This is a genomic window from Natronoarchaeum mannanilyticum (assembly GCF_039522665.1).
Lineage (GTDB): Archaea > Halobacteriota > Halobacteria > Halobacteriales > Natronoarchaeaceae > Natronoarchaeum > Natronoarchaeum mannanilyticum.
This window is the reverse complement of the sequence record NZ_BAAADV010000007.1, coordinates 1-26744: the sequence shown is the minus strand read 5'-3', so window position 1 is coordinate 26744 and position 26744 is coordinate 1. Positions and strand designations below refer to the sequence as shown.

General features: G+C 67.9%; 25 protein-coding genes. 11 read left to right on the top strand and 14 right to left on the bottom strand.

The window, feature by feature from the left end:
• Positions 1–35: 35 nt before the first annotated feature.
• The 4 genes from ABDZ81_RS13230 to purD form a co-directional block, all read right to left on the bottom strand.
• Entirely contained in the window at positions 36–1262 is a 1227-nt protein-coding gene (locus ABDZ81_RS13230) for an orc1/cdc6 family replication initiation protein (RefSeq protein WP_343774473.1), read from the bottom strand.
• A 473-nt stretch (positions 1263–1735) separates the two neighbouring features.
• Positions 1736–2278 (bottom strand): acyltransferase, encoded by a 543-nt coding sequence (locus ABDZ81_RS13225; protein WP_343774472.1) that lies wholly within the window; start codon positions 2276–2278, stop codon positions 1736–1738.
• 143 nt (positions 2279–2421) lie between these two features.
• Complete coding sequence (locus ABDZ81_RS13220; protein ID WP_343774471.1) at positions 2422–3678, bottom strand: GNAT family N-acetyltransferase; 1257 nt, start codon at positions 3676–3678, stop codon at positions 2422–2424.
• A gap of 112 nt (positions 3679–3790) precedes the next feature.
• Positions 3791–5080, bottom strand: a complete 1290-nt coding sequence (gene purD, locus ABDZ81_RS13215; protein ID WP_343774470.1) for a phosphoribosylamine--glycine ligase — start codon at positions 5078–5080, stop codon at positions 3791–3793.
• 175 nt (positions 5081–5255) lie between these two features.
• On the opposite strand from purD, the gene treF reads away from it, so the two are divergent.
• From treF to ABDZ81_RS13195, 4 genes are all read left to right on the top strand, one after another.
• Complete coding sequence (gene treF / locus ABDZ81_RS13210; RefSeq protein WP_343774469.1) at positions 5256–6770, top strand: alpha,alpha-trehalase TreF; 1515 nt, start codon at positions 5256–5258, stop codon at positions 6768–6770.
• A 108-nt stretch (positions 6771–6878) separates the two neighbouring features.
• Positions 6879–7868: a thymidylate synthase gene (thyA, locus tag ABDZ81_RS13205; protein WP_343774468.1), complete on the top strand. Its 990-nt coding sequence runs from the start codon at positions 6879–6881 to the stop codon at positions 7866–7868.
• Positions 7869–8396 carry a dihydrofolate reductase gene (locus ABDZ81_RS13200; RefSeq protein ID WP_343774467.1) on the top strand — a complete coding sequence of 176 codons (528 nt, stop codon included), beginning with the start codon at positions 7869–7871 and terminating at the stop codon, positions 8394–8396. It abuts the gene before it with no gap.
• 200 nt (positions 8397–8596) lie between these two features.
• A complete protein-coding gene (locus tag ABDZ81_RS13195; RefSeq protein ID WP_343774466.1) occupies positions 8597–10735 on the top strand; it encodes a thioredoxin domain-containing protein in 2139 nt (712 codons plus the stop codon).
• Between the two features lie 33 nt (positions 10736–10768).
• Here ABDZ81_RS13195 and ABDZ81_RS13190 read toward each other — a convergent pair whose 3' ends face one another.
• Complete coding sequence (locus ABDZ81_RS13190; RefSeq protein ID WP_343774465.1) at positions 10769–11926, bottom strand: AI-2E family transporter; 1158 nt, start codon at positions 11924–11926, stop codon at positions 10769–10771.
• Positions 11927–12037: 111 nt separating this feature from the next.
• Here ABDZ81_RS13190 and ABDZ81_RS13185 point away from each other — a divergent pair, with 111 nt between their 5' ends.
• Together ABDZ81_RS13185 and ABDZ81_RS13180 are read left to right on the top strand one after the other, a co-directional pair.
• Positions 12038–12289, top strand: coding sequence for an MTH865 family protein (locus tag ABDZ81_RS13185; RefSeq protein WP_343774464.1), 252 nt, complete (start codon positions 12038–12040; stop codon positions 12287–12289).
• A gap of 85 nt (positions 12290–12374) precedes the next feature.
• Complete coding sequence (locus ABDZ81_RS13180; RefSeq protein ID WP_343774463.1) at positions 12375–13130, top strand: hypothetical protein; 756 nt, start codon at positions 12375–12377, stop codon at positions 13128–13130.
• A gap of 41 nt (positions 13131–13171) precedes the next feature.
• Here ABDZ81_RS13180 and ABDZ81_RS13175 read toward each other — a convergent pair whose 3' ends face one another.
• Positions 13172–13813, bottom strand: a complete 642-nt coding sequence (locus tag ABDZ81_RS13175; protein WP_343774462.1) for a zinc metalloprotease — start codon at positions 13811–13813, stop codon at positions 13172–13174.
• A 1-nt stretch (position 13814) separates the two neighbouring features.
• Positions 13815–15590, bottom strand: coding sequence for a TraB/GumN family protein (locus ABDZ81_RS13170; RefSeq protein WP_343774461.1), 1776 nt, complete (start codon positions 15588–15590; stop codon positions 13815–13817).
• Between the two features lie 175 nt (positions 15591–15765).
• Between ABDZ81_RS13170 and ABDZ81_RS13165 the strand changes: the two genes are divergently transcribed.
• The gene (locus tag ABDZ81_RS13165) at positions 15766–16215 is read left to right on the top strand and encodes an acyl-CoA thioesterase (RefSeq protein WP_343774460.1); all 450 of its coding nucleotides are present in this window, start codon (positions 15766–15768) and stop codon (positions 16213–16215) included.
• Positions 16216–16239: 24 nt separating this feature from the next.
• Here the strand turns inward: ABDZ81_RS13165 and ABDZ81_RS13160 are convergent, their stop codons facing one another.
• From ABDZ81_RS13160 to ABDZ81_RS13140, 5 genes are all read right to left on the bottom strand, one after another.
• Complete coding sequence (locus tag ABDZ81_RS13160; protein ID WP_343774459.1) at positions 16240–16494, bottom strand: hypothetical protein; 255 nt, start codon at positions 16492–16494, stop codon at positions 16240–16242.
• A 39-nt stretch (positions 16495–16533) separates the two neighbouring features.
• Entirely contained in the window at positions 16534–17853 is a 1320-nt protein-coding gene (locus ABDZ81_RS13155; RefSeq protein ID WP_343774458.1) for a WD40/YVTN/BNR-like repeat-containing protein, read from the bottom strand.
• 112 nt (positions 17854–17965) lie between these two features.
• Complete coding sequence (locus ABDZ81_RS13150; protein WP_343774457.1) at positions 17966–18973, bottom strand: cytochrome d ubiquinol oxidase subunit II; 1008 nt, start codon at positions 18971–18973, stop codon at positions 17966–17968.
• On the bottom strand, positions 18966–20423 hold the full coding sequence (locus ABDZ81_RS13145; RefSeq protein ID WP_343774456.1) for a cytochrome ubiquinol oxidase subunit I: 1458 nt from the start codon (positions 20421–20423) through the stop codon (positions 18966–18968). Before ABDZ81_RS13145 ends, ABDZ81_RS13150 begins: the two co-directional genes overlap by 8 nt.
• 126 nt (positions 20424–20549) lie before the next feature.
• On the bottom strand, positions 20550–21419 hold the full coding sequence (locus ABDZ81_RS13140) for a 3-hydroxyacyl-CoA dehydrogenase family protein (RefSeq protein WP_343774455.1): 870 nt from the start codon (positions 21417–21419) through the stop codon (positions 20550–20552).
• Positions 21420–21568: 149 nt separating this feature from the next.
• Here ABDZ81_RS13140 and ABDZ81_RS13135 point away from each other — a divergent pair, with 149 nt between their 5' ends.
• From ABDZ81_RS13135 to ABDZ81_RS13125, 3 genes are all read left to right on the top strand, one after another.
• On the top strand, positions 21569–22375 hold the full coding sequence (locus ABDZ81_RS13135) for a DUF7409 domain-containing protein (RefSeq protein ID WP_343774454.1): 807 nt from the start codon (positions 21569–21571) through the stop codon (positions 22373–22375).
• 156 nt (positions 22376–22531) lie between these two features.
• Positions 22532–23329 (top strand): class I fructose-bisphosphate aldolase, encoded by a 798-nt coding sequence (locus ABDZ81_RS13130; protein ID WP_343774453.1) that lies wholly within the window; start codon positions 22532–22534, stop codon positions 23327–23329.
• A complete protein-coding gene (locus tag ABDZ81_RS13125; protein WP_343774451.1) occupies positions 23326–24201 on the top strand; it encodes a class 1 fructose-bisphosphatase in 876 nt (291 codons plus the stop codon). Before ABDZ81_RS13130 ends, ABDZ81_RS13125 begins: the two co-directional genes overlap by 4 nt.
• Here ABDZ81_RS13125 and ABDZ81_RS13120 read toward each other — a convergent pair.
• Together ABDZ81_RS13120 and ABDZ81_RS13115 are read right to left on the bottom strand one after the other, a co-directional pair.
• Entirely contained in the window at positions 24198–25058 is an 861-nt protein-coding gene (locus tag ABDZ81_RS13120; protein ID WP_343774450.1) for an ABC transporter permease subunit, read from the bottom strand. The two genes, ABDZ81_RS13125 and ABDZ81_RS13120, sit on opposite strands and share 4 nt — an antisense overlap.
• Positions 25055–26005 (bottom strand): ABC transporter ATP-binding protein, encoded by a 951-nt coding sequence (locus ABDZ81_RS13115; RefSeq protein ID WP_343774449.1) that lies wholly within the window; start codon positions 26003–26005, stop codon positions 25055–25057. The genes ABDZ81_RS13120 and ABDZ81_RS13115 overlap by 4 nt, the downstream gene beginning before the upstream one ends.
• A 402-nt stretch (positions 26006–26407) precedes the next feature.
• Here ABDZ81_RS13115 and ABDZ81_RS13110 point away from each other — a divergent pair, with 402 nt between their 5' ends.
• On the top strand, positions 26408–26668 hold the full coding sequence (locus tag ABDZ81_RS13110; protein ID WP_343774448.1) for an amphi-Trp domain-containing protein: 261 nt from the start codon (positions 26408–26410) through the stop codon (positions 26666–26668).
• Positions 26669–26744 lie beyond the last annotated feature (76 nt).

Sequence of the window (26744 nt, the reverse complement as noted above, 5' to 3'; positions counted from 1 at the left end):
TTTCCGCTGTTCTCGGCGAACGGACCGGACGACTCTCAGAGCGTCGACTGGTAGGACGTTTCGTCGACTTCGACGGCGTCGGTTTCGGCGAACGCCTCGACGACGCGGTCGACCTTGACGTCGAGATCGTACTGCTTGTACTTCCCGCCGGCGCGACCGGCGTTTTTCTTGTCGACCGTCGCCAGCCCGATCAGGTCGATCTCGGACATGTGGTCCCGCAGCGCTCGAGCCGAGAGCGGATCGGTCGCGTGCTGATTGCAGATCGAGCCGTAGAACTCGTAGAGATCCTTGGTCCGGATCGGCGTCTCGTCGCGCCGTTCGGCGATCGCCAGCGCGTGGAGGGCGTACTGGCCGTGCGGGGACAGCCCCTGAATCATCTCGGAGACGCGCCCGCGTTCGACGACGCCCTTGGCCTCCTCGACGTGCTCCTCGGTGATCTCGTCTGCGTCCTCGCGGCGGGCGATGTCGCCGGCTTCGCGCAGGATGTCGATCGCCTGGCGGGCGCTGCCCTTGTCCTGTGCGGCGTAGGCAGCCGACAGGGCGACGGGCGCCGTGTCGTACGCGTCGGCGTGGAGTCCCTTCTCGGCGCGCTGGAACAGGATCTCCCGCAGCTCCTCGGACCCGTAGGCCGGAAAGAGAATCTCCTTCTCGCACAGCGAATCTTTGACTTTCGCGGAGAGATCGTCTCGAAACGAGAAGTCGTTGCTGATCCCGACGACCCCGAGAGTCGCGTTCTCGATCTCGGGCCGGGAAAGCTTGTAGAGGATCGTGTCGTCGTCGCCGACGTTGTCGACCTCGTCGAGCACCGTCAGGACGACGCCGCCGATCTCGTCCAGTTCCTCGAACAGCCAGTTGTAGATGTCGCTGGGCGCGTGTCCGCGCGTGGCGACCTGTTCGTGTTCGTCGCGCAGTTCGTTCAGGAGTTCGACGGCGACCTGGTAGGACGACGTCAGCGCCTCGCAGTTCAGATAGACGATCGAAAGGTCGATCTCGTCGTCGCCGGCCTCGTTGTGATCCTCGATGTCCCGCCGAAGCCAGTCGAGCATGTACCGCGTAGTGGCGGTCTTCCCGGTCCCCGTCTTGCCGTAGATGAATATGTTGTTGGGCCGCCAGCCGTTGAGAACCGGTTCGAGCGCCGAGGCGTACTCGTTGATCTGCTCGTCCCGTTCGATGAGCTCTTTGGGCTGGAACCCCTCGACGTCGAAGACGTCGCGGTCGGTGAATATGTTCTGAGCCGTGTTGAAAGGCGACTTCCGCGACACGTCCGATCGAATGCGCGATCACGGTATAAAACCTCCGTTCCGCTGTTTCCGCTGTTCCGAGTCTTTTATATGTGACTTCCACCCGTCGTTTCCGATGTTCTCGGAGGATACCCGGCTGGGTTCGATGAACGAACCGTGGAGGAGCCTACCGTGCTATTCCCGCTGTACTACGATCTCTCATTCTACTTCTATAATCATAACAAGTACGTTACGGTAGTGGCAATTTTCTGCGGCGTAGAGCAAAGATCCGCAACGAAGGAGACGCATACGGCGGAACGGAACGACGCCCGGCGGCTCCCGCTAGCGCTTAAGTCAGTCCGCGAGCCCGTAGCGGGAGCGCCGACCGACGGCCGACGAGGACAGCGGAAACGACGGGTGGGTCTCCCCGACCCCTCCCCGGCCTGGCTTCCGCCAGAACAGCGGAAACGACGGGTGGGCGTCCCGGCCACGCAGACGTTGCGGCGCGCGTCGAATCAGTCCCCCGCCGAAGCATCGCCGCCACCGGACGCCGAATCGCGATCTTCCGAGATCGGTCGCGCCGGCACCCCGGCGACCGTCTGGCCGGGCGGGACGTCCTCGGCGACCAGCGAGTTGGCGGCGACCTGCGCGCCGGCGCCGATCTCGACGCCCGGCAGGACAACGGCGCCGGCGCCGATCATCGCGCGCTCGCCGACGACGACGTCGCCCAGCCGGTACTCGTCCTGGAGGAACTCGTGGCACAGAATCGTCGCGTCGTACCCGACGATCGCGTGGTCCTCCACGGTGATCCGGTCGGGCCAGAACACGTCGGGCGTCGACTCCAGGCCCCACGAGACGCCCTCGCCGACCGTGACGCCGATCCGCCGGAGCAGCCAGCTCTTGAGCCGCAGGCTCGGTGAGATGCGGCAGACGACGATCACGAGGTAGTTGAGCATCACCCGGAGCGGGTGACGCGCGTCGGGCCAGTGGCGCAGCGAGTTCAGCGGGCCGGCCGTCCCGTGGCGCGCGAGCCGGTCGTGTCGCGGTTCGTCGCTCACTACCGGATCGTTCGGGAACTCGATACTTAAACGGGTCGGCGCAGGGCGGTAGTGAGCGCGCCATTCCGCGCTCCGGGTGCCGACCGTCACGACGCCGACCAGCGAGCGTCGCGGAACTGTCGGCGGCTACATCGAGGAATCGGCTACATCGACGAGCAGTCCTGCTCGGCGAACGGCAGCCGCCAGTCCCGTCGCTCCGGAAGGTGGCGGTCGCCGACGGTCCACGACGACGGGTCGCGGAGTTCCAGCGGCCGCGCGACCACCGTGGTCAGCGAGCTGAACAGCGACAGTGGCCGGCGGTCGTCCCGGTAGAACCCGTGGGCGTCAAGCGCCGACGACGGAAGCGTATCCTCGGCGGCGGCCACGACGTCGGCGTCGGCGTGGTCGCGCACCGCCGCCGCGACGAGCGCGTCGAACGCGTCCGATCGGTCGTTCTGCCCGACCAGCGGGAACGCGTCGAGCAGCTTGAGACAGGTCATGTCTCCGCTCCGCTCGACGACAGTCACGATCGCCGCATCGGGGTCGCCGTCGCGCTCGGCGGTGTACGTGCGGACGTCCCAGTTCGGGTTCGCGTAGCGCCAGTCGAGGAACGCCTCGGTACGAGGCGTGTGGATGCGATCCGGGATCGCCGACTCGTACAGCGACGCGAGCCGATCGGCCGGGACGCCGTCGTGACGCCGAACGCCGATCGACGACGCGGCGTCCTCCGGGTCGGTCGCTGCCACCGCATCGCGGAGGCGGTTGAACGCGCTCGCGCCGGCGTCGGCCGCCGAGTCCACGACGGCATCGGCGGCCGAGCCCGCGACGCCGTCGCCGCGGCCGCCGAACGCCTCGAAGAACGTCGACGGGTTGTGGACGCGGTAGGCCGTCGCGACGGTGCCGACCTCGACCCATCCGAGCTTGAGGTAGGCCCCCTTGGCCGCCTCGTTGGGGAAGTTGAACACGAACGACGGCTCTCGGCCTCCGAAGTATTCGAGGGCCTGCTCGGTCATCCGGGTGAGAAGGCCGTTCCGCCGGTGGTCCGGATGGACCATCGCGTCGGCGGGCTGGATCGCCAACGTCGTCCCGTCGCCGGCCCGCATCGAAAACGAGATGAACGGCTCGGCACCCACGAGCTCGCCGTTTCGCTCGGCGACGAACATCCGGGGCCGGTCGGCGTAGGGGCCGCCGTACCGCCACGAGAACCACTCCGCTGTCCGGGATTTCCCGAAGACGGTCTCGTACAGTTCGAGGAACTGCTCGCGATCCGACGGCCGGTACGGTCGAACCACGTACCCGTCGCTTGCGGTCGCGTCGCTCCGGCCCGTGGTCCGTGTCGAGTGCCCGGCGCGCCCCCGCGTCGCCTGCTCGGACGAAGCGGTCGGCTCCGAACCGCTGTCCGACGTCGTCGGTTTGCTCATCTACCCCTCTATTCCGCGGGGAGTCACTTAGTTATGGAATCAGTAATAGAAAAGTAAGAAACCGGTTAACGGAACGAAGATGCAAGTATGCGTCGCCTACCACTGTGACGCGTCAGTCCCGGAGCCGGTCGACGTGGTCGATCCGCCGTTGGACCAGCTCGGCCGTACCGATGTCGTGACGGACGCGCAGTCCCTCGGTGCCCGCGCGTTCGAGCGCACCCTCGGCGATCTCCTCGGCCGCCGCGATCGAGTCGGCCACGCCGACGACGGCGTAGGACCGCGAGGTGGTCGTGTAGATGCCGTCGTCGCGCGCGTCCACGCTGGCGTAGTAGAGGATCGCGTCGCCCGCGTTCTCCTCATCGATGGTGACTTTCGCTCCGGCGTCGGGATCTGTCGGGTAGCCGTCCGGAACGGCGTACTTGCAGACCGTCGCCTGGTCGGCGAAGTCGAGTTCGGGGAGGGTCTCGCCCTCGCGGGCCGCGACCAGCACGTCGAGGAAGTCCGTCTCCAGGACCGGCAGCGTGTTCATCGCCTCGGGATCGCCGAAGCGAGCGTTGAATTCGACGACCTTGATGCCGTCGGCGGTGAGCATAAACTGCCCGTAGAGGACGCCCTTGTACCCCTCGAGCGCGTCGACGACCTCGCGCATGATCGCCAGGGCCTCGGCGGAGTCGCCCTCGTCCATGAAGGGCAGCTGGAACGACGCGTCGCTGTAACTGCCCATGCCGCCGGTGTTGGGGCCCTCGTCGCCCTCGTAGGCGCGCTTGTGGTCCTGGACGGCCGGCGTGATCCGCAGTTCGCCGTTCGCGACGAACCCCTGGACCGTGAACTCCTCGCCGACGAGTCGCTCCTCCAGGACGATCCGGTCGTACCCCGACTCCCGGATGTACTCCTTGCCCTCCTCGGCGGTGACCTGGTCGCCGATTACCTTGACGCCCTTACCCCCGGTCAGTCCGGCGGGCTTGATCGCGAGGTCGCCGTCGTACTCGTCGATGAACTCGCAGGCGGCCTCGGCGTCCTCGAACACCTCGAAGTCGGGACAGCCCGAGACGTCGTGCTCGGCCATGAACTCCCGCTGAAACGACTTGTCCGTCTCGATGCGGGCTTCCTCCTGTCTGGGACCAAAGGCGTAGACGCCGGCGTCGTCGAGCGCGTCCGCGACGCCCGCGGCCAGCGGCGCCTCCGGGCCGACAACGGCGAGCGTGGCGTCGACCGACTCGGCGTACTCGACGACCGCCTCGGGATCGGTCGTGTCGAGGGTCTCGACGCTCGCGGCGATCTCTGCGATGCCGGGATTCCTGTTGCCCGCACAGGCGTACAGGGTCGCATCGGACTCGGCCAGTGCGCGCGCGATCGCGTGCTCTCGGCCGCCGCCGCCGACCAGCAGTACGGTCTCTGTCATACCCGAAATCGGTGCGCACGGTAGTGTAAAGGTTGCTGTTTCACCGGCGAGGAGTGCACACGATCGTGCGGTTCGAACCGCGGTCGCCGCCGCCATCGAGCAGAGGCAAGCGTTTACAACAGGTGTTGGTAACCAGCCGAAAGTATGAACTACCATCCCGCAACTATACCGAACGATGGATGTACCCGCTCACCTCGACGGCGCCCTCTTCGAGGCGGTGCAACGCGGCGGCGTGTTCGAGGACTCGAAGACGTTCGTCGACAGCGTTCCCCGGACGGATCCCGACGAAATCCGCCGCCGGTTCGAGTCGCGGCGCGGCGCCCCCGAGTTCGACCTCCGCTCGTTCGTCGAGGAGCACTTCAGGCTTCCACAGACCGCGGCGTCCGGCGTCCCGACGAACGCCGACACGGTCGAGGAACACGTCCGACAGCTCTGGCCGCTCCTGGTCGTCGAACCCGCCTCGATCGCCGCCGATCGCGGGTCGCTGATCCGCGTTCCCGAGCCGTACGTCACGCCCGGCGGCCGGTTCCGCGAACTGTACTACTGGGACAGTTACTTTACCGCCGAAGGGCTGGCCGCCTGCGACGAGGTCGATCGCATCGAGAATCTCGTCGAGAACTTCGCGTGGTTGCTCTCGGAGTACGGACGTGTTCCGAACGCCAACCGCGAGTACTACCGCACGCGCTCCCAGCCGCCGATGTTCATCTCACTACTGGAGGTACTCGAACGCGAGCGGGGCTTCGACGCCGTCGAACCCTACCTGCCGCAGCTCGAACGGGAGTACGAGTTCTGGATGGACGGGCGCGAGTCGCTGACCGACGCTCCGGCGTCGTCCCGACGCGTCGTGAACCTCCCTGAGGGAACGCTCAACCGCTACTGGGACGACGCGGCGACGCCGCGCCCCGAGTCCTACCGGGAGGACGTCGCGCTCGCCGAGCGGGCGTCCGAGCGGGACGCCGCCGATCTCTACCGAAATCTGCGGGCCGCCTGCGAGTCCGGCTGGGACTTCAGCGGCCGGTGGTGTCGCGGCGACGACCTGGCGTCGATCCGCACCACCGAACTCGTTCCCGTCGATCTGAACGCGACGCTGTACGGCGTCGAGCGGTCGCTCGCGCGGTGGTCGGACGCCGCGGGCGACGCCGACGCCGCGGAGCGCTACGCGCGCGCCGCCGAGGACAGGGCCGAGACGATCGAGGAGTACTGCTGGGACGCTGACGCGGGGTTCTACTTCGATTACGACGTTCAAGGCCGGCAGCGTTCGGACGAGTGGACGCTCGCCGCCGTCTCGCCGCTCTTTTTCGGCCTCGCCGACGACGAGCAGGCCGCCGCGGTCGCCGACGCGCTCGAATCGAAGTTCCTCCGCGAGGGCGGGCTCGTGACGACGCTGACCGAGACCGGCCAGCAGTGGGACGCGCCGAACGGTTGGGCGCCGCTCCACTGGCTCGCCGTGATCGGGCTGGAGCGGTACGGCCACGACGACCTCGCTCGCGAGATCGCGACCCGGTGGATCCGGCTGGTCGACGACGTGTTCGAGCGGACCGGGAAACTCGTCGAGAAGTACAACGTACAGGACACCTCGCTACGCGCCGGCGGCGGCGAGTACCCCTTGCAGGACGGGTTCGGCTGGACCAACGGCGTCACCGTGGCGCTGAAAGAGCGGTTCGAACGCGAGCGCCCGCCGACGGCCTGACGTCTGATCGGCCGCTACGGCGTCATTCCCGCGCCTCGACGCGGCGCGGTGTCCCGCGATCGGCGCGGACCGGAACGCCCTTCATACTCCGCCGGCACCTAGTCGCTCATGCAGGAGTATCTGGATCTCGTCGACTCCGTCCTCTCGGAGGGCGCGTACAAGCCCAACCGGACGGGCGTCGACACCGTCTCGGCGTTCAGCCGCCACTACGAGGTCGACCTGCAGGAGGGCTTTCCGCTCCTGACGACCAAGCAGATGGACGGCTACCGGTGGAACTCGCTGATCCACGAGTTCCTCTGGTACCTCTCGGGCGAGGAGCACATCCGCTCGCTCCGCGAGGAGACCGGCATCTGGGACGCGTGGGCCGACGACGAGGGGCGCCTCGACACCGCCTACGGCCGCTTCTGGCGGCGATTCCCCTATCCCGAGGATGGGCTCGACGGCGAGACGTGGCCCGACGAGGACCACCGCTGGGTCAACGAGGACGAACGGACGTTCGACCAGATTCAGTACGCGCTCGACCAGTTGCGGGAGAACCCCCGATCGCGCCGGATCGTCGTTAACGCGTGGCACCCCGCGAACGCCGCCGTCTCGACGCTACCGCCGTGCCACTACTCCTTCGTGTTCAACGTGCAGGGCGACCGCCTGAACGTCCACCTCACGCAGCGCTCGGGCGACATCGCGCTCGGGGTTCCGTTCAACGTCGCGGCGTACTCGCTGCTGGCGACCGCGATCGCCCAGCGCACCGACTTCGAGGTCGGCAAGTTCGCCCACACCGTCGTCGACTCGCACGTCTACTGCGGCAAGGGCGACCGTGGAGCGTGGTACGAGGAGAATCTCTCTGCGCTGCAGGAGCGCCTCGCCGGCGTCGAGTCTGACGAGGAGTACCGCGACGTGAAGTCCTGGCTCGAAACCCAGACGCCCGAGGGCGAGGGGTACGACCACGTGCCGGGCCTGCTCGAACAGCTCGCCCGCGAGCCGCTCGACCGCCCGGAGATCCGCGTGGCCGACAAGCCGCTGGACGAGCTCGCGTACGAGGACGTCGAACTACGGGACTACGACGCCCACCCCGGCATCTCGTTCAAGGTGGCCGAGTAGATGGAGCTGGTCGTCATCGCGGCGGTCGCGGAGAACGGCGTCATCGGCGTCGACGGCGAGATGCCCTGGCACATCCCGGAGGATCTGGCCCACTTCAAGCGCGCGACGACGGGCCATCCGGTGATCATGGGCCGGGTGACCTACGAGAGCATCGCCGCCGACCTCGGCGGCCCGCTGCCCGACCGGACGAACGTCGTGCTCAGCCGGAGCGGCGTCGACGCGCCCGAGGACGTGCTCGTCGTCGACGGGCCGGGCGCCGCGATCGCCGCGGCGGAGGAGCAGGTTGACGGCGAGGCCGGCGAGGACGGCCGCACCTTCGTGATCGGCGGCGCGACGGTGTACGAACAGTTCCTGCCCGACGCCGATCGACTGCTGCTGACTGAAGTCCACGACCGCTACGACGGCGACACGTACTTCCCGGACTGGGATCGCGAGATCTGGGCAGAACTCGCTCGCGACGAGCGCGAGGGCTTCGCGTTCGTCGAGTACGCACGCGACGGCGACGTCACTGCGGAGTTCGTCGACTGAGCGGTGGATCGCCGCGGCGGTGGCGTCTCGACGCCGCGGCGAATGCAACGTCTCCGCATCGGCGTCGAGACGCCGCTGCGGTAGCAGCCCCGTACGGGGCCGCTGCAGGACGCCCGGACGCCGCGGAGAAGGCGGCGTCCCGCGGACCGCGTTCTTCCGATGAGGACGGTCTTTTACGGCCAACGGCCGTACGTCGAGCCATGAGTGACGCCCCCACCGATCGCAACCGGCTCGACGAGGAGGAGAGCCCGTACCTCCGGCAGCACGCCGACAACCCGGTCAACTGGCAGCCCTGGGACGAACAGGCTCTCGAGGCCGCCCGCGAGCGCGACGTCCCGATCTTCCTGTCGGTCGGTTACTCGGCGTGCCACTGGTGTCACGTCATGGAGGAGGAGAGCTTCGAGGACGAGTCGGTCGCCGAGACGCTCAACGAGAACTTCGTCCCGATCAAGGTCGACCGCGAGGAGCGCCCGGACCTGGACTCGGTGTACCAGACCGTCTGCCAGCTCGTCAGCGGGCGGGGCGGGTGGCCGCTCTCGGCGTGGCTCACGCCCGAGGGGAAGCCGTTCTACATTGGCACCTACTTCCCGAAAGAGGAGAAACGCGGGATGCCGGGTTTCGGCAACTTGCTGGACAACATCGCGAACTCCTGGGAGAGCGAGGACCGCGACGAGATGGAGAATCGCGCCGAGCAGTGGACCCAGGCCGCGAAGGGCCAGCTGGAGGACACGCCCGACCAGCCCGGCGAACGGCCCGAGGAGGGCGTCCTGACGGACGCGGCCGACACCGCCGTCAGAGCGGCCGACCGCGAGCACGGCGGGTTCGGCTCGGACGGCCCGAAGTTCCCCCATCCCTCTCGGATCCACCTGCTCCTGAGCGCCTACGACCGGACCGGCGAGGACGCCTACCGAGAGGTCGCCCGCGAGACGCTCGACGCGATGGCCGATCGGGGGATGTACGACCACGTCGGCGGCGGGTTCCACCGGTACGCGACCGACCGCGAGTGGATCACGCCGCACTTCGAGAAGATGCTGTACGACAACGCCGAGCTCCCGCGGGCGTACCTCGCGGGCTACCAGGCCACCGGCGAGGAGCGCTACGCCCGCGTCGCCGAGGAAACGTTCGAGTTCGTCAGGAACGAGCTCACGCACCCCGACGGCGTCGGCGGGCGCGATCACGGCGGGTTCTACAGCACGCTCGACGCCCAGAGCGAGGGCGAGGAGGGGAAGTTCTACGTCTGGACGCCCGACGAGGTGCGCGAGGCGCTCGACGACGAGCTCGCAGAGCTGGCGATCGACCGGTTCGGCGTCACCGACTCGGGCAACTTCGAGGGGCGACGGACGATCCTCACCCTCTCCCAGAGCGTCGACTCGCTGGCCGAGGAACACGACCTCGCGGAGAGCGAGGTCCGCGACCGGCTGGAGCGCGCCCGCGAGCAGCTCTACGAGGCTCGCGAGAAGCGCGTCCGCCCGCGCCGCGACGAGAAGGTTCTGGCGGGGTGGAACGGGCTCATGATCTCGGCGCTCGCGGAGGGCGGGTTCGTGCTCGACGAGCGGTGGTCGTCGGTGGCCGAGGACGCGCTGGCGTTCGTCCGCGAGAAGCTGTGGGACGCCGACGAAGAGCGGCTTTCGCGCCGATTTAAGGACGGCGACGTCAAAGTCGAGGGCTACCTGGAGGACTACGCGTTCCTCGCGCGGGGCGCGTTCGACCTCTACCAGACCACCGGCGAGGTCGACCACCTCGCGTTCGCGCTCGACCTGGCGCGGGCGATCGAGCGAGAGTTCTGGGACGCCGACGAGGGGACGATATACTACACGCCCGCGAGCGGCGAGTCGCTCGTGACGCGCCCGCAGGAACTGCGCGACCAGTCGACGCCGTCGAGCCTCGGCGTGGCCGTCGACGCGCTGCTCTCGCTCGATCACTTCGTCGGCCACGACCGGTTCGGCGAGATCGCCGAGACCGTCGTCGAGACTCACGGCCAGCGCGCGACGTCGGGCCCGATGGAGTACACGTCGCTCGTGCTCTGCGCCGACCGGCTCGAAACCGGGTCGCTGGAGCTGACGGCCGCCGGCGAGCAGTTCCCCGAGGAGTGGCGCGAGCGGCTCGCCGGGTCGTATCTCCCCGACCGGCTGATGGCACCCCGACCGGCGACCGACGACGAGCTCGACGAGTGGCTCGAACGGCTCGACCTCGCGGACGCCCCGCCGATCTGGGCCGACCGCGAGCACGTCGACGACCGACCGACGCTGTACGCCTGTCGCTCCTTTACCTGCTCGCCGCCGGTCCACGACGTCGAGGAAGCTCTGGAGTGGGCCGAGGACCTCGCGCCCGAGGCCTGACGCCGTACCGGCGCGGGCAATACGAACTGGTCGTCACTCGACCGGGTCGGCGCCGTCCGCCAGCCCGTCGGTCTCGGACCGATCCTCGGCGTCGTCGATCGGACCTGATGGGTCGTCGAGCGCCCCGGCTTCGGCGTCCAGCGGCCCCGGATCGTCGCTCGCTGCCGACGCCGCGACTTCGGCGTCCGGAACCGGCTCGATCACCTTCTCGTAGCCCTCGACGTACGTCTTGACCGTGGCGATGAGGACGCCCAGGACGACCGGGCCGACGAACAGCCCGATGAACCCGAGGACGTAGATGCCGCCGAACACGCCCAGCAGGATCAGTCCCGGGTTGAGATTCGCGCGCCGATCGATCACGATCGGCCGGACGAAGTTATCGACCGAACTGACCACCAGCAGGCCGTAGGCCGCCAGCAGCAGCCCGTTCGCCGTGTCGCCGACCGCGACGAGGTAGGCCGACGCCGCGCCCCAGACCGCGAAGGCGCCGACCAGCGGCAGCAATCCGAGGATGATCATCACGAACGTCCAGAAAAACACCTTCGGGATGCCGGCCAGCCAGAGCCCGAGCCCGCCGATCAGTCCCTGCATCACGGCGACGGCGATGTGCCCGATCACGACGCCCCAGGTCGTCTGCTCGATCTGGCCGTAGAGCTCGTCGGAGATTTCCCGCGACAGCGGCGAGTGCTCCTTGGTCCACTCGACCAGCGCGGGACCGTCCCGGAGCGTGTAGTAGACGAGGAAAAAGAGCAGCCCGAAGCCCATCCCGGTGTGCATCGCGGTGGCGAACACGTCGCCGACGCTGCCGGTCAGCAGGTCCAGCCCGTCCTGGCCCGCCGTCCGGAGCATCGGTGCGACGTCGACGTCGATCCCGAACTCCTCTGCGAGCGTCGCCTCGACGGCGGCGATCTGGAGATCGATGTTCCCCCTGGCCAGTTCCCGCATGTCGCGGTAGAGCCGCAGCGCGACGAACGCCAGCGGGACGACCACGGCGACGACCGACGACAGGATCAACAGGACCGCCGAGACCCGGCCGCCGACCCGGTCGGACAGCCGCCCGTGCAGCGGCATCAGGAGGTACGCGAGAACGACCGCACCGAGCACGTACTCGATGAACGGCAGGACGACCGCGAGCGAGACGGCTGCCGCCACCGCGATGCAGCCGAGCAGGAAGGCCTGCTGACGTTTCATGGCGCCCGGTTGTTCCGGCGGTAGCATAAAGGCCCGCTTCGCGCGGGCGCGGCCCGCCGACAGTCCAACTACACCAAAGTTTAATATTTATCGCGGTACGACTGTTCTCACATGGCGGACAAAGCAGAACTCCGAGAGCAGATGATCGACGCCTTCGAGGGCGCTGACTACCCGATCTCCAGCCCGATGGACCTGGTCCCCGCGCTGCCGAACGGCCCGGGCACCAAGTTCGAGTCGGGCGACTTCTCGATGACCGCGATGGAGCTCAACACCAAGCTCTCGGGCGGCGACTTCCCGTACGACTCGCCCGACGCGTTCGTCGACGACGTCCTCGAGGAGCTCGAAGCGAACGGCCACATCTGAACGCGCGACCGTCGCTTTTCGCGCACGAGGCGTACCGGACGAACTCCCGCAAGATTATTTATAGGTCCGCTCCGGAGAGACGTGCATGCCGGAGATCGAAATCACGGACGATCAACGCGAGTATCTCGAGGATCTGCGCGCGGAGCTGGAGGAGGACGTCGTCTACGGACACGTCCGACTGACTGACGCGCTCCAGTTCCTGATCGACAGCAGAGAAGAAGAGCTGACGGCCGAGGAGGAGGCGGTCGGGTCAGCGACGGCCGACGACGAGACGGTCGATGACGCCGCCGACGCCGCAGCGGCCGACGAGGAGGACGCCGACGCCGAAGCGGAACCGACCGGCGAAGACGGCAACAGTGACGACGCGGACGACGCCGAGGCCGGGGATGACGACGACGCCGAAGCCGGGGATGACGACGACGCCGAAGCCGGGGATGACGACGACGCCGAAGCCGACGAGACGGACGACGGCGAAGCCGACGAGACGGACGACGGCGAATCAGACGCTGAAACCGGCGAGGACGACGCCGAGGCCGGGGATGACGACGCCGAAGCCGACGAGACGGACGACGGCGAATCAGACGCTGAAACCGGCGAGGACGACGCCGAGGCTGACGACGCCGCCGAGGAAGATACCGACGAGGACGCCGAACCCGCCGCGGCGCCGACGCCGGGGGGCGGCGACCGGCTGAACGCGATGATGCAGTTACTCGACACCCACGACGACAAGTGGCGCGAGGGGTCGGGCGACGCGCGCTACGAAGTCGATCTCCCCGACGGCTCGACCGAGACCGCCAACACGAAAGACGACGTGCGCGCGCTGCTGTTCAAGAACTACTGATCCTCGCGCGCGATTTCGGCCGGACGCCGACGCGCCCCGCCTTAGACCGGCAGCCAGCCGAGGCGGGTGAACGCGAAGTACGCCGCGACCGCCGAGACGCCGAACACGGCGGCGAACGCCAGTTTGCTCCACGCGATCACCGTTTTCCCGTCGAGCGGGCCGAACGGGATCATGTTGAACGCGGCGAGGAACACGTTGATGAACACGCCGAAGGCGCCGACGCTCGCCAGGAACTCGACCGGGGCGAACGCGAATGGGAGGAAAATCGCCGCCAGTAGCAAGTTCGTCACCGGCCCGGCGACGGCGATCAGCCCGTTCTCGCGGGGCGTGATCCGGCCGCGGTGGTGCACCGCACCCGGCGCGGCGAAGATGAACCCGATGAACGCGCCCATCAGCGCCAGGAATAGCATGCTGTAGTCGGCGCGGAACTCCGCGAGCTGGCCGAACCGGACCGCGACGACCTTGTGGGCGAGTTCGTGGAGCATGAAACCGACGCCGACCGTCACGATACAGAGGACGACGACGGTGACGAAGCCGTCGGTCCCGATCGCCGACGGCCCGGTCAGGAACACCGCGAACGCCGCCGAGAGCACGGTCCACGCGACCGCCAGATCCCGAAGTTCGCGGTTGCTAAAGGACAGCGACTGGCCGCCGCGCCGTCCGGATCGTCGTGCGCCCGCCATCTCAGGTCACCAGCTCCGCGATCAGTTCTGCGCTGTTGCGCGCGCCGGCGACCAGTTCGGCCATGATACCGCTGACGCCGCCGATCTCCGGCGCCATGGCCGGGATGACGACGGTCGCGAACAGGAAGCTGGCGACGATGCTGCCGATGTTGGTCATCGCGACGATCATGATCAGTCTGAACAGGGGCACGTCGAACATCCGCCCGAGCAGGTCGGAGATCGGGCTCTCGGTGTCGTCGAGGATCTGGTTGAGCGTCTGGATGTCGCCGACGTTCACGGGCCGGTGGCGCAGTTCGACGTAGCCCGCGAACCAGCCCGGCGCGAGCAGCGGGTTGATGCTGGTGAGCCAGGCGACCGCGCCGCCGACGCCCGCGCTCGACCAGCGCGCGCCGGCCAGCCGGGCCATCCCGAACGCGAAGACGCCGTTGATCAGGAACCACGCGCCGAACAGCTTCAGCAGGAACGTGTCCTGGACGCCGGCCATCAGCAGGAGGAAGAAGAAGGCCGCGAAGCCGACCGTGAACAGGTAGCCGACGATCTTGCCGATCGAGAAACGGCGTCCCGACGCCGTCTCGGAGATCGACTCGATCTCGGGCAGCTCCTCGGGATGCTCCAGGTAGCGCTCGATGCCGGCGCGGTGGCCGGCGCCGACGACCGCGACGACGTCGTGACCCTGGGCGCGCAGCGCGTGGAGCTTGTGGGCGATGAAGGCGTCGCGCTCGTCGATCAGCGCCTCGGCTCCCCGCGGGCTGAACTTGCGGAACTCCTCCATCATCGCCGTGACGACGTCGCCGTCGGTCAGATCCTCGATGTCGAAGTCGTCGTCCAGCTCCGCGGCGTCGTCGACGTCCTCGACGCTGGACGAGAGCACGAGCCCGACGACGGCGCCGATCGCGATGCCGACGAGGCCGCCGAGCGCGGCGCCTGAGAGGAGCCGGAGCACCGTCTCGCCGAAGCTCTCGAAGGCCCCCGCTCCCAGAATCCCGGCGGGAAGCGGGTTCGCGATCGCGAGCGCGAGGCCGACGGCGGCGCCGCCGACGATCCCCACGAGCAGTCGAAACGTGAACGCGTCGAACGTGTCCGCGAGCCCGCCCGGCGGGCGGATCGAGGGCAGCGCGAACAGGCCGACGCCCAGCCCGACCGCGGCGCCGCCGACGAGGCCGCCGAGGATCTGGAGGGCGATGCCGCTCGTCACGCCGAGCGTGAGCAGTCCGCCCAGCCCGACCATCGGCGCGAGGAACTGGCCGAAGACGGCGCCCAGCACCATCCCGACGCCGGCGCCGCCGACGACGCCGAGCGTCAGCGGGTCGGTGATCCCGAGCGCCAGCCCGCCGATCAGCTTGAACTTCTCGCCGAGCGAGAGTCTCGTCCAGAACCGCTGCATCGTCACCTGGATGTCCCGGTCGACCAGCGCGACGCCCAGCCCGAACTCCTCGGCCGTCTCGATGGCGGCCTTCATGTCGGCGCCGGGCTCGATGTCGAAGCGGTCGCCCATCTGGGTCTGGACGTACGACAGCATCCAGTAGGCGAGAAACTGAAATACGGTGTTGCCGCCCAGCAGGTCCTTGGCCTCGATGTCGTCGGGCGCCTCGCCTTTCATCTGGCGGTAGCGGCCCTCGTCGAGTTCGACCGCGACGACGTCGGGCCGGCGCTCGCGGATCTCCTCTTCGACCCGCTCGGCGCTTTCGGCCGACACGTGGGCGGTGCCGACCACGGTCACGCTGCCGGGCGCGTCGGCGTCCGGCGACGCGGCGTCCGGCTCCGCAGGCTCTGTCATCTACGGCGTCGTACAGTCGGCGGGGTTTTACGCTTGTCGAACGCCGAGACGCCGGCCCGTCCGCGGCTTCGAGCGGCGGTTCGGCGGGGCCCCGGACGGCACCGTCGCGGCGATTCGATGGTCACCGTCGCGGCGATCCGGTGCAGTCTTTCGTCCCCGCACGGAACGGAGCCACATGACGACGAGGCTGACGGAGACGTACATCGAGAACCGGGCGATGGTCCAGCCCAACCACGCCAACATGCTCGATACGGCCCACGGGGGCAACGTGATGAAGTGGATGGACGAGGTCGGCGCGATGTCGGCGATGCGCTTCGCGGGCGAAACCTGCGTCACCGCGCGGATGAGCCAGGTCGACTTCGAGCGGCCGATCCAAGTCGGCGACACCGCGCTGATCGAGGCGTACGTCTACGCCGCCGGAACGACGAGCGTCCGGGTGCGGGTGAAGACGTACCGCGAGAACCCGACGACCGGCGAGACGGAACCGACCGCGGACTCCTACATCGTCTACGTGGCCATCGACGAGGATCGGAACACCGTCGAGGTTCCAGACCTGCGCGTCGAAACGGACCGCGCACAACGCCTCCGAGACGAGGCGCTCGCGGGCGAGAACGGCGGCGACTGAGCGGAGTTACGGTCGTCGCCGGCGTCAGGGCAACACGGACTCTATCTCCTCCGACGCGCCCGCGCTCTCGGCGGCGCCGCCGCGGCGCCTGTACCACCAGAGGAACCCCTGCGCGAGGACGCTGGCCACGGTCGATCGATACGCGAGCGCTCCGAGACCGACCAGCACGGCGCCGGCCTTGCTGTCGCCGCGCCGGAACTCCCGCGCGGCCTGCGCGAGCGCCGAGACGACGGTGAGCGAGCGGCTCGCCTTCGATCCGAGGAGTCGTTTGAGAACCATACCGGAACTTCCACGCGCCGAGTGAAAAGCGTCGGGCACTCACCGGCCGCCGGTCGACCGTCCGATCGCGCCTCGCGCGACGACCGACCCGTCCTCGCCGACCGCGATCGCGCGCTCCCCGCGGACGGCGACGCCGTACAGCGCCGCGTCCTCGAACTCGTGACGGTCCCAGTCGTCGGCGGTCCCCGACCGCTCGAAAACGGCGTCCTCGCCGCAGGCGACGATTCGATCTTCCCAGCGCGCGATCCCCGCAAGCTCGTCGTCGTGGAGCCGATCGGGCGTCCAGGCTCGGCCGTCGTAGCGGTGGACGACGCCGTCGTCGGCCGTCGCGAGGCAGTCGTCGCGGTCGGCCCCGGCGACGTCGGTCAGCGTCCCGCTCGCGCCGTCGACGCCGACGCGCTCGAACGATCGGCCGCCGTCGGTCGTCTCGAAGACGCCGTCGTTCGTGTCGCAGCAGTAGCCCAGCGACGCGTCGACGAGGTCAACCGCGCTGATGCTCGACCCGCTGCCGGGCTTGATCGGGTCGCCCCACGAGGGCCCGTCCTCGTCGAACTCGCCGCGGAGCACTTGCCCGGAGCCGTTGACCAGCAGGATCGTCTCCTCGCCCGCCGACCCGCCGACCGCGACGCCGGTCCAGTTGTCCGTGATATCGGCGGGCGCCGTGTAGTCGGTGTGGCGCCACGTCTCGGCGTCGATCCGGGCGAGCGCGCCGCTGTCACCCGCGACCCAGACCGCGGCGCCGTCCGCGGTCGCGTCGACGCCGGTGAGGTCGTTTCCGTCGGCTGCCGGGCCGTCCGACAACTGGACGGTCCAGCCGTCCCCGTCGCCGGACAGGGCGACGCCGCCGTCGCCGACGGCGCACGCTCCGCGGTCGGTGAGCGCGACGTCGTGGAGGTCCTCGTCGGTCGGCGCGTCCGTCCCGGTCCACTCGCGCACCTCGTCGTCCTCGGCCGTCGCGCTTTCGCCCGCCGCGATATCGGACGAGTTCGGTTCGGCGTCCGCAGCGGCGTCGGACGAGTTCCGTCCGGCGTCCGCGCTCGGTTTCGCTTCCTCGCCCTCCGCGACGCCCGACTCGCTGCGGTCGACGACCGTATCGGTCTCTGCCTCCAGTTCCTTTCCGTCCGGCTCCGAGTCCCGACGCCCCTCGACGACGTCCGCGGCGTCGGCGCCGTGTGCGAGATACAGCGCCGCGGGCGGGACGACGTAGGCGGCGAGAGCGAGCACGACGAACCACCGGTTGACGAACGTCAGCAGTCCAAACGCGGTGAGGCCGGCGGTCGACACCGCGTGAACCCAGGTCTTGGTGTAACTCCGGAAGAACGCGACGAAGCCATCCTCGGACGACCGCTCGACGGCCATACTACCGTATCGTAGCGGGACGATGATAATCACCGGCCACGACCGGCCGCTCGTTGCACGCACGGTCGAACGTCTCGGCGTGAGCCCCGCCAAAGAACACGAGTCGGGGTCTCTAGTAGCCCCCCTCGGCCCCTTGTTCGTCGATCGGCCCGGCGAAGACGTCGTAGAGGAACTTGAAGTACCACAGCACGAGCACCAGCACCGGGAGGCCAAGCACGGTGACGAGGTTGAGCGCGAGCGGCGACACCACCGCGCCCTCGATCGTGAGTCCGCTGGCCGGATAGATCGTCGGATACAGCAACCGGGCGACGAGAGCGACGAGCAGGGCGGAGAGGCCGACCGTACTGGCGAACCAGAGCCGGTGGCGCCCCCTTCGGGCGAGAACGATCCCCCCGACGCCCAGCAGGACGCTCCCGAGCACGACGGCGACCGCCGACGGCGTCAGTAGCAGGCTCCGGACGCCGACGGGGTCGGTCCAGAGGACGACCGTGAGGAGGACGACGACGCCGCCGAGATACGAGAGCGTGGACGCCGTCCCATACCGGACCATATCGGCTGCAAGCGAGCCTCGCGTCTTCGCGGCGACGAAGGCCGCGCCGCTAGCGAGCGACAGCGCGACCAGTCCGATCCCGGTCAGAAGACTCGGCGCACTGAGCGCGGGCGTCCCGAAGATCCAGCTCCCGACGAGCGTCCCGAGCAGGAGCGGCGTGATCGTGCTGCCGAAGACGAACAGCCGGTCGCAGATCCGCTGCCAATCGTCGTCATCTCGCTGTTCCCTGAGTTCTGGCGAGACGCCCCGGAACACGAGGCCCATCACGATGGCGATGGCGAGCAGGTAGTGTTCGCTGAGCAGCCGCGAGTAGATCGGCGGGAACGCGGCGAGCAGGGTGGTTCCGAACGCGACCAGCCACACCTCGTTGGCGTCCCAGACCGGTCCGAACGCCGCGAGCAGGGTCTCTCGGTCGTGCTCGTCGCGGGTGGCATAGAGCATGCCGATTCCGAAGTCGAACCCGTCGAGGGCGACGTACATCGCGAGCGTGAACAGGACGACGCCGAACCAGATCGTCGGGAGCGACGGGACGAGGTACTGCTCGGTCGAGAGCATCAACGGGCTAGTCATCGGAGCTCACCAGCGGGAGCTGCGGTCGGTCAGGGTCCGATTCCTCTCGCACGCCCATCCGTACGAGTTCCCCCTCGATCAGCCACTTGAACGCGAAGCCGAAGGCGGCGAGCAAGACGACGTAGAGCGCCACGAACGCAACGAGCGTCGCGGTCGCCTCGGCCCCCGTGAGCGTCGTCGAGACGGCGTCGTTAGTCTTGAGGACGCCCTGGATCACCCACGGTTGTCTTCCGATCTCGGTGACGTACCAGCCGGTCAGGAGCGCCGCGAAGCCGAGCGGCGTCGCAAGGATCATCGACCGCAAGTACCGGTCGCTCTCGCGTAACCGGCCCTTGCGAAGGAGGTTGCCGCCCCAGAGTGCGAGCCCGATGAACAGGAAGCCGAGCCCGACCATGAAGCGGAACGACCAGAACACCAGCGCGACGGGCGGGTTGTCGTCGTACTCGTGTAAGCCGACCACCTCCTCGGAGAAGTCGCCGCCGCTCGCGAGGAACGAGCCCATCGCCGGGAGGCTGATCGTCCAGAGGTTGTCGGCTCGCGGGTCGGTCAGCGAGTCGGCGCTTTTGGGGATGGCAATGAGATGAAGATCAGCCTGCCCCGTGTCGTAGTGGGCCTCCATCGCGGCGAACTTCTGTTCCTGCGTGTCGGCGACGTGCCGGCCGTAGGCGTCGCCGTGGACCGCCTGCAGCGGCGCGGTGATTACCAGGAGGACGACGGCGGCCCGCAGCGCGGTGTTCCACGCCTCCGAGTTGCGTTTCCGCCAGACGAAGTACGCCGAGACGCCGGCCACCAGCAGCGTGACCGAGATGACCGAGGCGTTGATCATGTGGACGTACATCCAGGGCATCCGCGGCGTGAAGAAGGCGGCCACCGGATCGGTCAACTGGGCGATCTGCATGCCGTTGCGCTCGACGAGCTCGAAGCCCCGTGGCGTCTGCATCCAGGCGTTGACGACGAGGATCCAGAAGCCCGAGAGCCACGCGCCGACGCCGGTCAGCACCGACGAGAGGATGTACGTGCGATCCGAGACGCGCTCGCGGCCGAACAGCAGGACGCCGAGGAATACGGCTTCGAGGAAGAAGGCCATCTTGGCCTCGAACGCAAGCGGCCCGCCGATCATCTCGCCCGCCGCCTCGGCGAAGACGGGGAAGTTCGTGCCGAACTGGAAGCTCATCGGAATGCCGGTGACCGTCCCCATGACGAACCCGATGCCGAACAGCTTCACCCAGAACTCCCGAAGGCGGGCGTACCGCGGATCGTCAGTCCGAACGTCCTTCCAGGTGAAGTACACGATGAACGGAGCCAGTCCGATCGACAGCGAGGCGAACAGGATGTGGACGCTGATCGTCCAGCCGAACTGGAGCCGGCTCGCGAACTCCGCCGACAGGAGCGGGGCGGCCGGTATCGCCTCGAGTATCCTCGCAAACAGGATTGGGGATGCTTGGTCCATATGGACAATCCTCCTAGTTACCGGGAGGGACCAATAGAGGGTTAAATCTGAACGCGATTCTACGACCCCGAGAATGGCGGGTCTTTTTATATACCTGGGACAGCGGTGTCCGCAGTAACCGCGAAATCAACCGTCGTCGTAGACGTAAAACCCCTCACCGCTCTTCTTCCCGAGATCGCCGGCGTCGACCTTGCGACGGAGGAGGTAGGCGGGTTTGTACCGGTCGCCCAGCTCCTCGTGGAGCGTCTCGGAGGCGTGGAGCACGACGTCGAGGCCTATGTGGTCGGCCAGCTCCAGGGGCCCCATCGGGACGTTCGTGCCGAGTTTCATCCCGCGGTCGATGTCGGCCTTCGTCGCGACGCCCTCGTCGAACGCGCGGATCCCCTCGTTGAGCCACGGCATCAGGATGCGGTTGGTGACGAAGCCGGGCTTGTCGTCGGCTTCCCATGTCTCCTTGCCCAGGTCCTCGGCGAACGCGTGGGCCAGGTCGACGGCGTCGTCGGTCGTCTTCTCGCCGACGACCACCTCGACGCCGTCCATCACCGGGACGGGATTCATGAAGTGAAGGCCGACGACCCGCTCGGGGCTGCGTGTCGCGTTGGCGATCCGGGTGATCGAGAGCGTGCTGGTGTTCGTGCCGAGCAGCACGTCGCCGTCGACCCGCTCCTCCAGCTCGTCGAACACGTCCCGCTTGACGTCCATGTCCTCGACGACGGCCTCGACGACGAGATCGCAGTCCGCGAGGTCCGCGAGATCGGTCGTTCCCTCGATGCGCTCGCGCGCCGCGTCGGCGTCGCTCTCGCCGAGCGCACCGCGATCGACCAGCCGTCCGAGACTGTCGTCGATCGAGTCGAACCCGTCGTCGACGTACCCCTGCTCGACGTCTCGCAGTACCACGTCGTAGCCCGCGGTCGCCGCGACCTGCGCGATGCCGCTGCCCATCGTTCCCGCGCCGACGACGCCGACGCGCGAGACCGAGTCGAGTGTCCGGACCATGCGTGAACGTGTGACGCGAGCGCGATAAACATTTGTTGCCGACGACCGGTAACGCAACGAACCGGTGTCAGACGCCGTCGCGTCCCCCGAACGAGGGAAGAAAGTTTCAAGAACCCGGGGTGATACCTTAGCACAACCCGGTGAGGGCCGTGACAGGAAACGACAGCGCCGACGAGGAGCTCATCGAGCTCCGGTACGTCGGCCCGGCGACGGCGTCCACGCTCGCGGCGGAGTCGGTGACGGTCGACGACGTTCGCGAGAAGCGAGTGTCCTACCAGATGCTCGTCGACGCCGGCATCAACGCCGGCGTCGCGACGAAGATCCGGCGGTGGCACTCGCTGCCCTGGACGTTCGACGGCGAGGAACACCACCTCGACCGGCGCTCGAAGAACGTCCGCCATCTGCAGGACGACGAGCGCGAGTGGGTCGCCGCGAGCAGCGACTGGCGGGAGGACGATGCGGCGTCGAGCGGCGACGACGAACCGGCCCGAACGGACGACGACTGGGAGCGCGACGACGCCGCGGCGCGGGACGAAACTGCAGATCGAGACGACGATGAGGACGATCGTCCGATCCTGACCGCCGGCGACTGGCAACCCGCGAGTGCCGACGCCGACGGCTCGGGCGACGCAAGCGCATCGGCGAGCGCGGCGGCCGACGATCCGCTGACCGAGGGGGACTGGTCGCCGAGCGAGGTCGGCGACGCCGCGGAAACAGACGGAAGTGGCTCCGCGGAGGCGCGCGAGACAGCGTGGCGTCGCGAGGCGCGGGCCGACCCCGTCACCGCGGTTCCGGAACTCGACGAGGACGTCGCCGCGACGCTGGTCGACGCCAGCGTGACGAGCGCGCGGCGGCTCGCGACCGCCGATCCCGAGCACGTCGGCAAGGTGCTCGGCCTCCCGACCGAGACGGTCGCGGAGTGGGTCGAGGCCGCGTCGAACCACCTCGACGGGTAGTCCCGTAGCGATTAACTACGTTCGTAGTAACGCGAACTTGAGGGCCATTGGATTCTGAAAATGCCCCAAAACTCGTCTAAAAGCTTCTAAATCCTTCATTCGATTTTCGCCACTGACCGTTACGTATATATACTACGTGATTGGATTTCGAAATAGATGTACCCGCTGACCGACGAGGCGCTCGCGCGCGACGGGAAGGTACTGATTCTGGCGATGGACCACGGACTGGAGCACGGGCCGACGGACTTCGAGGCGGTGCCCGAGACGCTCGACCCGGAGACCGTGTTCGAGGCCGCGACCCACGACGCGGTGACGGCGATGGCAGTCCAGAAAGGCGTCGCCGAGACGTACTACCCCTCCTACGAGGACGACGTGAACCTGCTGGCGAAGCTCAACGGGACGAGCAACCTCTGGATGGGCGAGCCGTACTCGCCCCAGAACTGGTCGGTCGAGTACGCCGCCGAGATCGGCGCGGACGCGGTCGGCTACACCGTCTACCCGGGGTCGAACCGCGAACCGGAGATGTTCGAGGAGTTCCGCGATGCCCAGGAGTCCGCGCGCGACCACGACCTGCCGGTGGTGATGTGGTCGTACGCTCGCGGCCAGGGCCTGAAGAACGACACCAAAGACGAGGTGATCGCCTACGCCTCGCGGATCGGACTCGAACTCGGCGCCGACGTGGCGAAGGTGAAGTATCCCGGCAGCAAGGAGGGCATGGAGTGGGCCGTCGACGCCGCGGGCGACACCAAGGTCGTGATGAGCGGCGGCTCGAAGGTCGACGACTACCAGTTCCTCGAGAGCGTCGAGGCCGTGATCGACGCCGGCGGCGCCGGACTCGCGGTCGGTCGAAACGTCTGGCAGCGCGAGAACCCCGAGCGCATCCTCGACGCGCTCGAGAAGGTGATCTTCGAGGAGCAAAGCGCCGAAGACGCGCTCTCGGAGGTGGAGTCGTGAGCGAGCAACTCGCGCCGACCGACGCCGACCGGTACGACCGGATCGTCGACGAGGTGTTCGAGACGGTCGCCGACGCCGCGCCGGAGCTCCGGGACGCCATCTGCGGGCGTCGCGGCGAGGCCGACGGCGAGAACCCCAGCGGCGACCAGCAGCTCGAAGCCGACCGGTGGTTCGACCGGTTGCTCGCCGACCGTCTCGGCGGGATCGACGGCGTCGGCGCCTACGCCAGCGAGGAACGCGAGGACCCGATCGACTGCGGCTCGGGCGTGAGCCTCACGGTCGACCCGCTGGACGGTTCCTCGAATCTCGTCTCGAACAACCTCGTGGGGACGATCGTCGGCGTGTACGACGCCGCACTCCCCGCCGCGGGGCGGGAAATGATCGGCGCGGGCTACGTCGTCTACGGCCCGACGATCACGATGATCCAGGCCCGCGGCGAAACGGTCGCGGAGTACGAGATCGTCGACGGCGAACGCAGGCCGCTCCGCGAGGGCTTCGAGTTGCCCGACGATCCGACCGTGTTCGGGTTCGGCGGCGGCGACGACGAGTGGCCGCCGGCGTTCCAGCGGTACGCCGACGACGCCCGCGAGGAGCTGAAGCTGCGCTACGGCGGCGCGCTCGTCGGCGACGTCAACCAGGTGCTGCGCTACGGCGGCGTGTTCGCCTATCCGACGCTCCAGTCGCGCGAGGAAGGCAAGCTCCGCCTCCAGTTCGAGGCGAACCCGATCGCCTACATCGCCCGCGCGGCGGGCGGCGCGGCGTCAGACGGCGACCGGTCGATTCTGGACGTGCCGGCCGATCGACTCCACAAGCGGACGCCGCTGTACGTCGGCAACGAGAAATTGATCCGGGAGCTACCGGACGATCTCTAGCTGATCGTCGCGCGCTGGAACCGGAGGTAGCCGATCGCCAGCGGGACGGCGATCCACAGCAGAACGACGATGCCGCTGAACCACTCTTGGAGGAAGAACGGAACCTCGGCGAGCTGGTCGTTGCTGACGCCGGTACCCCCGAACGCGCCCTCGAACTCGAAGATGCTCGCGAGGAACGTCGCGATCGCGTTCGACGGAGCGAGTCGCGTCAGGACGAGGAACCAGTTCGGGAAATCGCTCACGGAAGTGAACGCCGGCAGCTCCCGGTTGATAACGTAGTAAACGCCCATCGGGATCACCGACCAGAGGTACTCGAACAGGGCGAAGGCGCCGACAGCGAGTGCCATCGCCTTGCCGCGGGAGTTCGTGCTCGCGGAGATGCTCACCGCGATCGCGACGTAGACGATGCCGACCGTGAGCGCGAACACCATCATCTCAGCGTACGCTCTGCCCGGCGTCGTGCCGTACAGGACGGTTGCAATGGCGGAGCCGATCGCGAATCCGGCGACGATCGGAATCCAGAGGACGCCGACGCGGCCGACGAACTTTCCGACGATGACCTCCCAGCGGACGATCGGAAGCGCGAGCAGGGCGCGGATGCTACCGCTCTCTCGCTCCCCGACGATCGACATGTAGCCGACGATCAACCCGAGAATCGGGATCAACAGCAGCATCGGCGTCGACATGAAGAACAGCGCGTCCTGGATCGCGGGATCCTCGTTGATCGCGTGGGCCGCGTACACCGCGATGCCGACGAACAGTATCATCAGCGCCGACAGCGCCCACAGCATCTTCGAGCGCGCGGCGTCCGCGAAGTCCTTCTTCGCGACGTCGAGCCAGACGTTGGATTTGGTCATGCGTCCACCTCCGCGGTCTCGGGACCGGTGTCGACTCCCTTCGACGTGTAGCTCGCGAACAGATCGTCGAGGCTCGCCTGTTCAGTCGAGAAGTCGTCGACCGTGAGGCCGGCGTCCTCGATGGTCGAGAGCACCGCCGTCTTGCTCCCGCGCTCCGAGAGACCGACCCTGATCGTCGAGCCCTCGACGGAGACGCTGGTGACGGCGTCGAGCTCGCGCAGTTGCCCGGCAACGCCGTCGGGATCCCCGCCGACCTGAACAGTCAGCTGGGTGTCCGAACCGACCTCGTCGCGGAGGCCCTCGATCGTGTCCTCGACGACCATCCGGCCGTTGTTCATGATGCCGACGCGGTCGCAGACCGCCTCGACCTGACCGAGGATGTGACTGGAGAAGAACACGGTGGTGCCGCGCTCGTTCTCCTCGCGGACGATCTCGCGGAGCTCGCGCGCGCCGTTGGGGTCGAGCCCGGAGGTCGGCTCGTCGAGGATCAGCAGCTCGGGATCGCCGACCAGCGCCATCGCGAGGCGAAGCCGCTGACCCATCCCCTTCGAGAAGCCGCCGGCCTTCCGATCCGCGGCGTCGGCGAGGCCGACCCGTTCGAGGAGGGCGTCGGGGTCGTCGTCGGTCTCTTTCACGTCGATCGCGAACTCGACGTGCTTGCGCGCCGTGAGGCGATCGTACAGCCCGACGTCGTCCGGGAGGACGCCGACGCGCTGGTGGATCTCCTTGATGTCGGTCTGGGCGTCCAGGCCGAGCACCGTCGCCGACCCGTCGGTCGGGCGAATGTAATCGAGCAGCATGTTGATCGTCGTCGACTTCCCGGCCCCGTTGGGACCGAGGAAGCCGTAGATCTCACCCGAGCGGACGGTGAGATCGAGGCTGTCCACGGCGAGCACGTCGTCGAACTGCCGCGTCAGGTTTTGGGTTTCGATTGCGGAGGGACTCATCGGTCGGAGCATCTTCGGCCATACTTATAAAACAACCTACATTGTATGAGCGGAATGAACTGTCACGAGATTGAGCGGGGACCGCTCTCCGCCGAGAAAGGGCCCCTTACCGAGACGTAGACGCTCTATTACAAAGGGGAACAGTGCGCTCTGTCAGACCGGACGCCGGACGCGTCCGTCCGAATCGGGGGATTCGGGGATCGACCGGAGACGGTCAGGAGAGAGGACGTCCGCGCAACCCGCTGATGTGGGGCGGAACCCTGCGCCGGGATCGACCAGCCATTTTCGTTCCGCCTTCGGTTCTGCAACGGCCTCCAGTCGATGCGGACGAGTGACGGTAGCCTCGCGTTTGGCAACCTAGCCCGCGAATTACAATCAGACGCACGGACGCTCGTTGTGACCATGGCCGATCGAACGTCGTACACCGACACCGTGACGCGGGATCAGATCGCGGACCAGCTGCGGGAACTCGCGGACGCGTTCGAGTCCAGCGAGACGAACGTCCGGGTCGGCAACAAGACCGTCAACCTGTCGCCGCCCGACTCGATCAACTACCAGATCGACGTGGTGGAGCGCTCGTCGCTACTGCGCGGGAAAAACGAATCCGTCGAGATCGAACTCGGATGGAAACCCGAGCAGCGCGACGAAAGTACCGAGGAGTAAGCGACGGCGGTGTTCAGATAAGCTCTGAAGAAGGAGGCGGTGTGATTTCTAGGTGTCCATGCCAGAAATCGCCCGC

Bases quoted from the DNA above. Each gene is read 5' to 3' on its own strand.
- ABDZ81_RS13150 (WP_343774457.1), bottom strand. From the start codon at position 18,973: ATGACTAGCCCGTTGATGCTCTCGACCGAGCAGTACCTCGTCCCGTCG.
- ABDZ81_RS13195 (WP_343774466.1), top strand. From the start codon at position 8,597: ATGAGTGACGCCCCCACCGATCGCAACCGGCTCGACGAGGAGGAGAGC.
- ABDZ81_RS13155 (WP_343774458.1), bottom strand. From the start codon at position 17,853: ATGGCCGTCGAGCGGTCGTCCGAGGATGGCTTCGTCGCGTTCTTCCGG.
- ABDZ81_RS13180 (WP_343774463.1), top strand. From the start codon at position 12,375: ATGCCGGAGATCGAAATCACGGACGATCAACGCGAGTATCTCGAGGAT.
- ABDZ81_RS13190 (WP_343774465.1), bottom strand. From the start codon at position 11,926: ATGAAACGTCAGCAGGCCTTCCTGCTCGGCTGCATCGCGGTGGCGGCA.
- ABDZ81_RS13145 (WP_343774456.1), bottom strand. From the start codon at position 20,423: ATGGACCAAGCATCCCCAATCCTGTTTGCGAGGATACTCGAGGCGATA.
- treF (WP_343774469.1), top strand. From the start codon at position 5,256: ATGGATGTACCCGCTCACCTCGACGGCGCCCTCTTCGAGGCGGTGCAA.
- ABDZ81_RS13175 (WP_343774462.1), bottom strand. From the start codon at position 13,813: ATGGCGGGCGCACGACGATCCGGACGGCGCGGCGGCCAGTCGCTGTCC.
- purD (WP_343774470.1), bottom strand. From the start codon at position 5,080: ATGACAGAGACCGTACTGCTGGTCGGCGGCGGCGGCCGAGAGCACGCG.
- ABDZ81_RS13165 (WP_343774460.1), top strand. From the start codon at position 15,766: ATGACGACGAGGCTGACGGAGACGTACATCGAGAACCGGGCGATGGTC.
- ABDZ81_RS13140 (WP_343774455.1), bottom strand. From the start codon at position 21,419: ATGGTCCGGACACTCGACTCGGTCTCGCGCGTCGGCGTCGTCGGCGCG.
- ABDZ81_RS13130 (WP_343774453.1), top strand. From the start codon at position 22,532: ATGTACCCGCTGACCGACGAGGCGCTCGCGCGCGACGGGAAGGTACTG.
- ABDZ81_RS13115 (WP_343774449.1), bottom strand. From the start codon at position 26,005: ATGAGTCCCTCCGCAATCGAAACCCAAAACCTGACGCGGCAGTTCGAC.
- ABDZ81_RS13185 (WP_343774464.1), top strand. From the start codon at position 12,038: ATGGCGGACAAAGCAGAACTCCGAGAGCAGATGATCGACGCCTTCGAG.
- ABDZ81_RS13120 (WP_343774450.1), bottom strand. From the start codon at position 25,058: ATGACCAAATCCAACGTCTGGCTCGACGTCGCGAAGAAGGACTTCGCG.
- ABDZ81_RS13220 (WP_343774471.1), bottom strand. From the start codon at position 3,678: ATGAGCAAACCGACGACGTCGGACAGCGGTTCGGAGCCGACCGCTTCG.
- ABDZ81_RS13200 (WP_343774467.1), top strand. From the start codon at position 7,869: ATGGAGCTGGTCGTCATCGCGGCGGTCGCGGAGAACGGCGTCATCGGC.
- ABDZ81_RS13110 (WP_343774448.1), top strand. From the start codon at position 26,408: ATGGCCGATCGAACGTCGTACACCGACACCGTGACGCGGGATCAGATC.
- ABDZ81_RS13170 (WP_343774461.1), bottom strand. From the start codon at position 15,590: ATGACAGAGCCTGCGGAGCCGGACGCCGCGTCGCCGGACGCCGACGCG.
- thyA (WP_343774468.1), top strand. From the start codon at position 6,879: ATGCAGGAGTATCTGGATCTCGTCGACTCCGTCCTCTCGGAGGGCGCG.
- ABDZ81_RS13160 (WP_343774459.1), bottom strand. From the start codon at position 16,494: ATGGTTCTCAAACGACTCCTCGGATCGAAGGCGAGCCGCTCGCTCACC.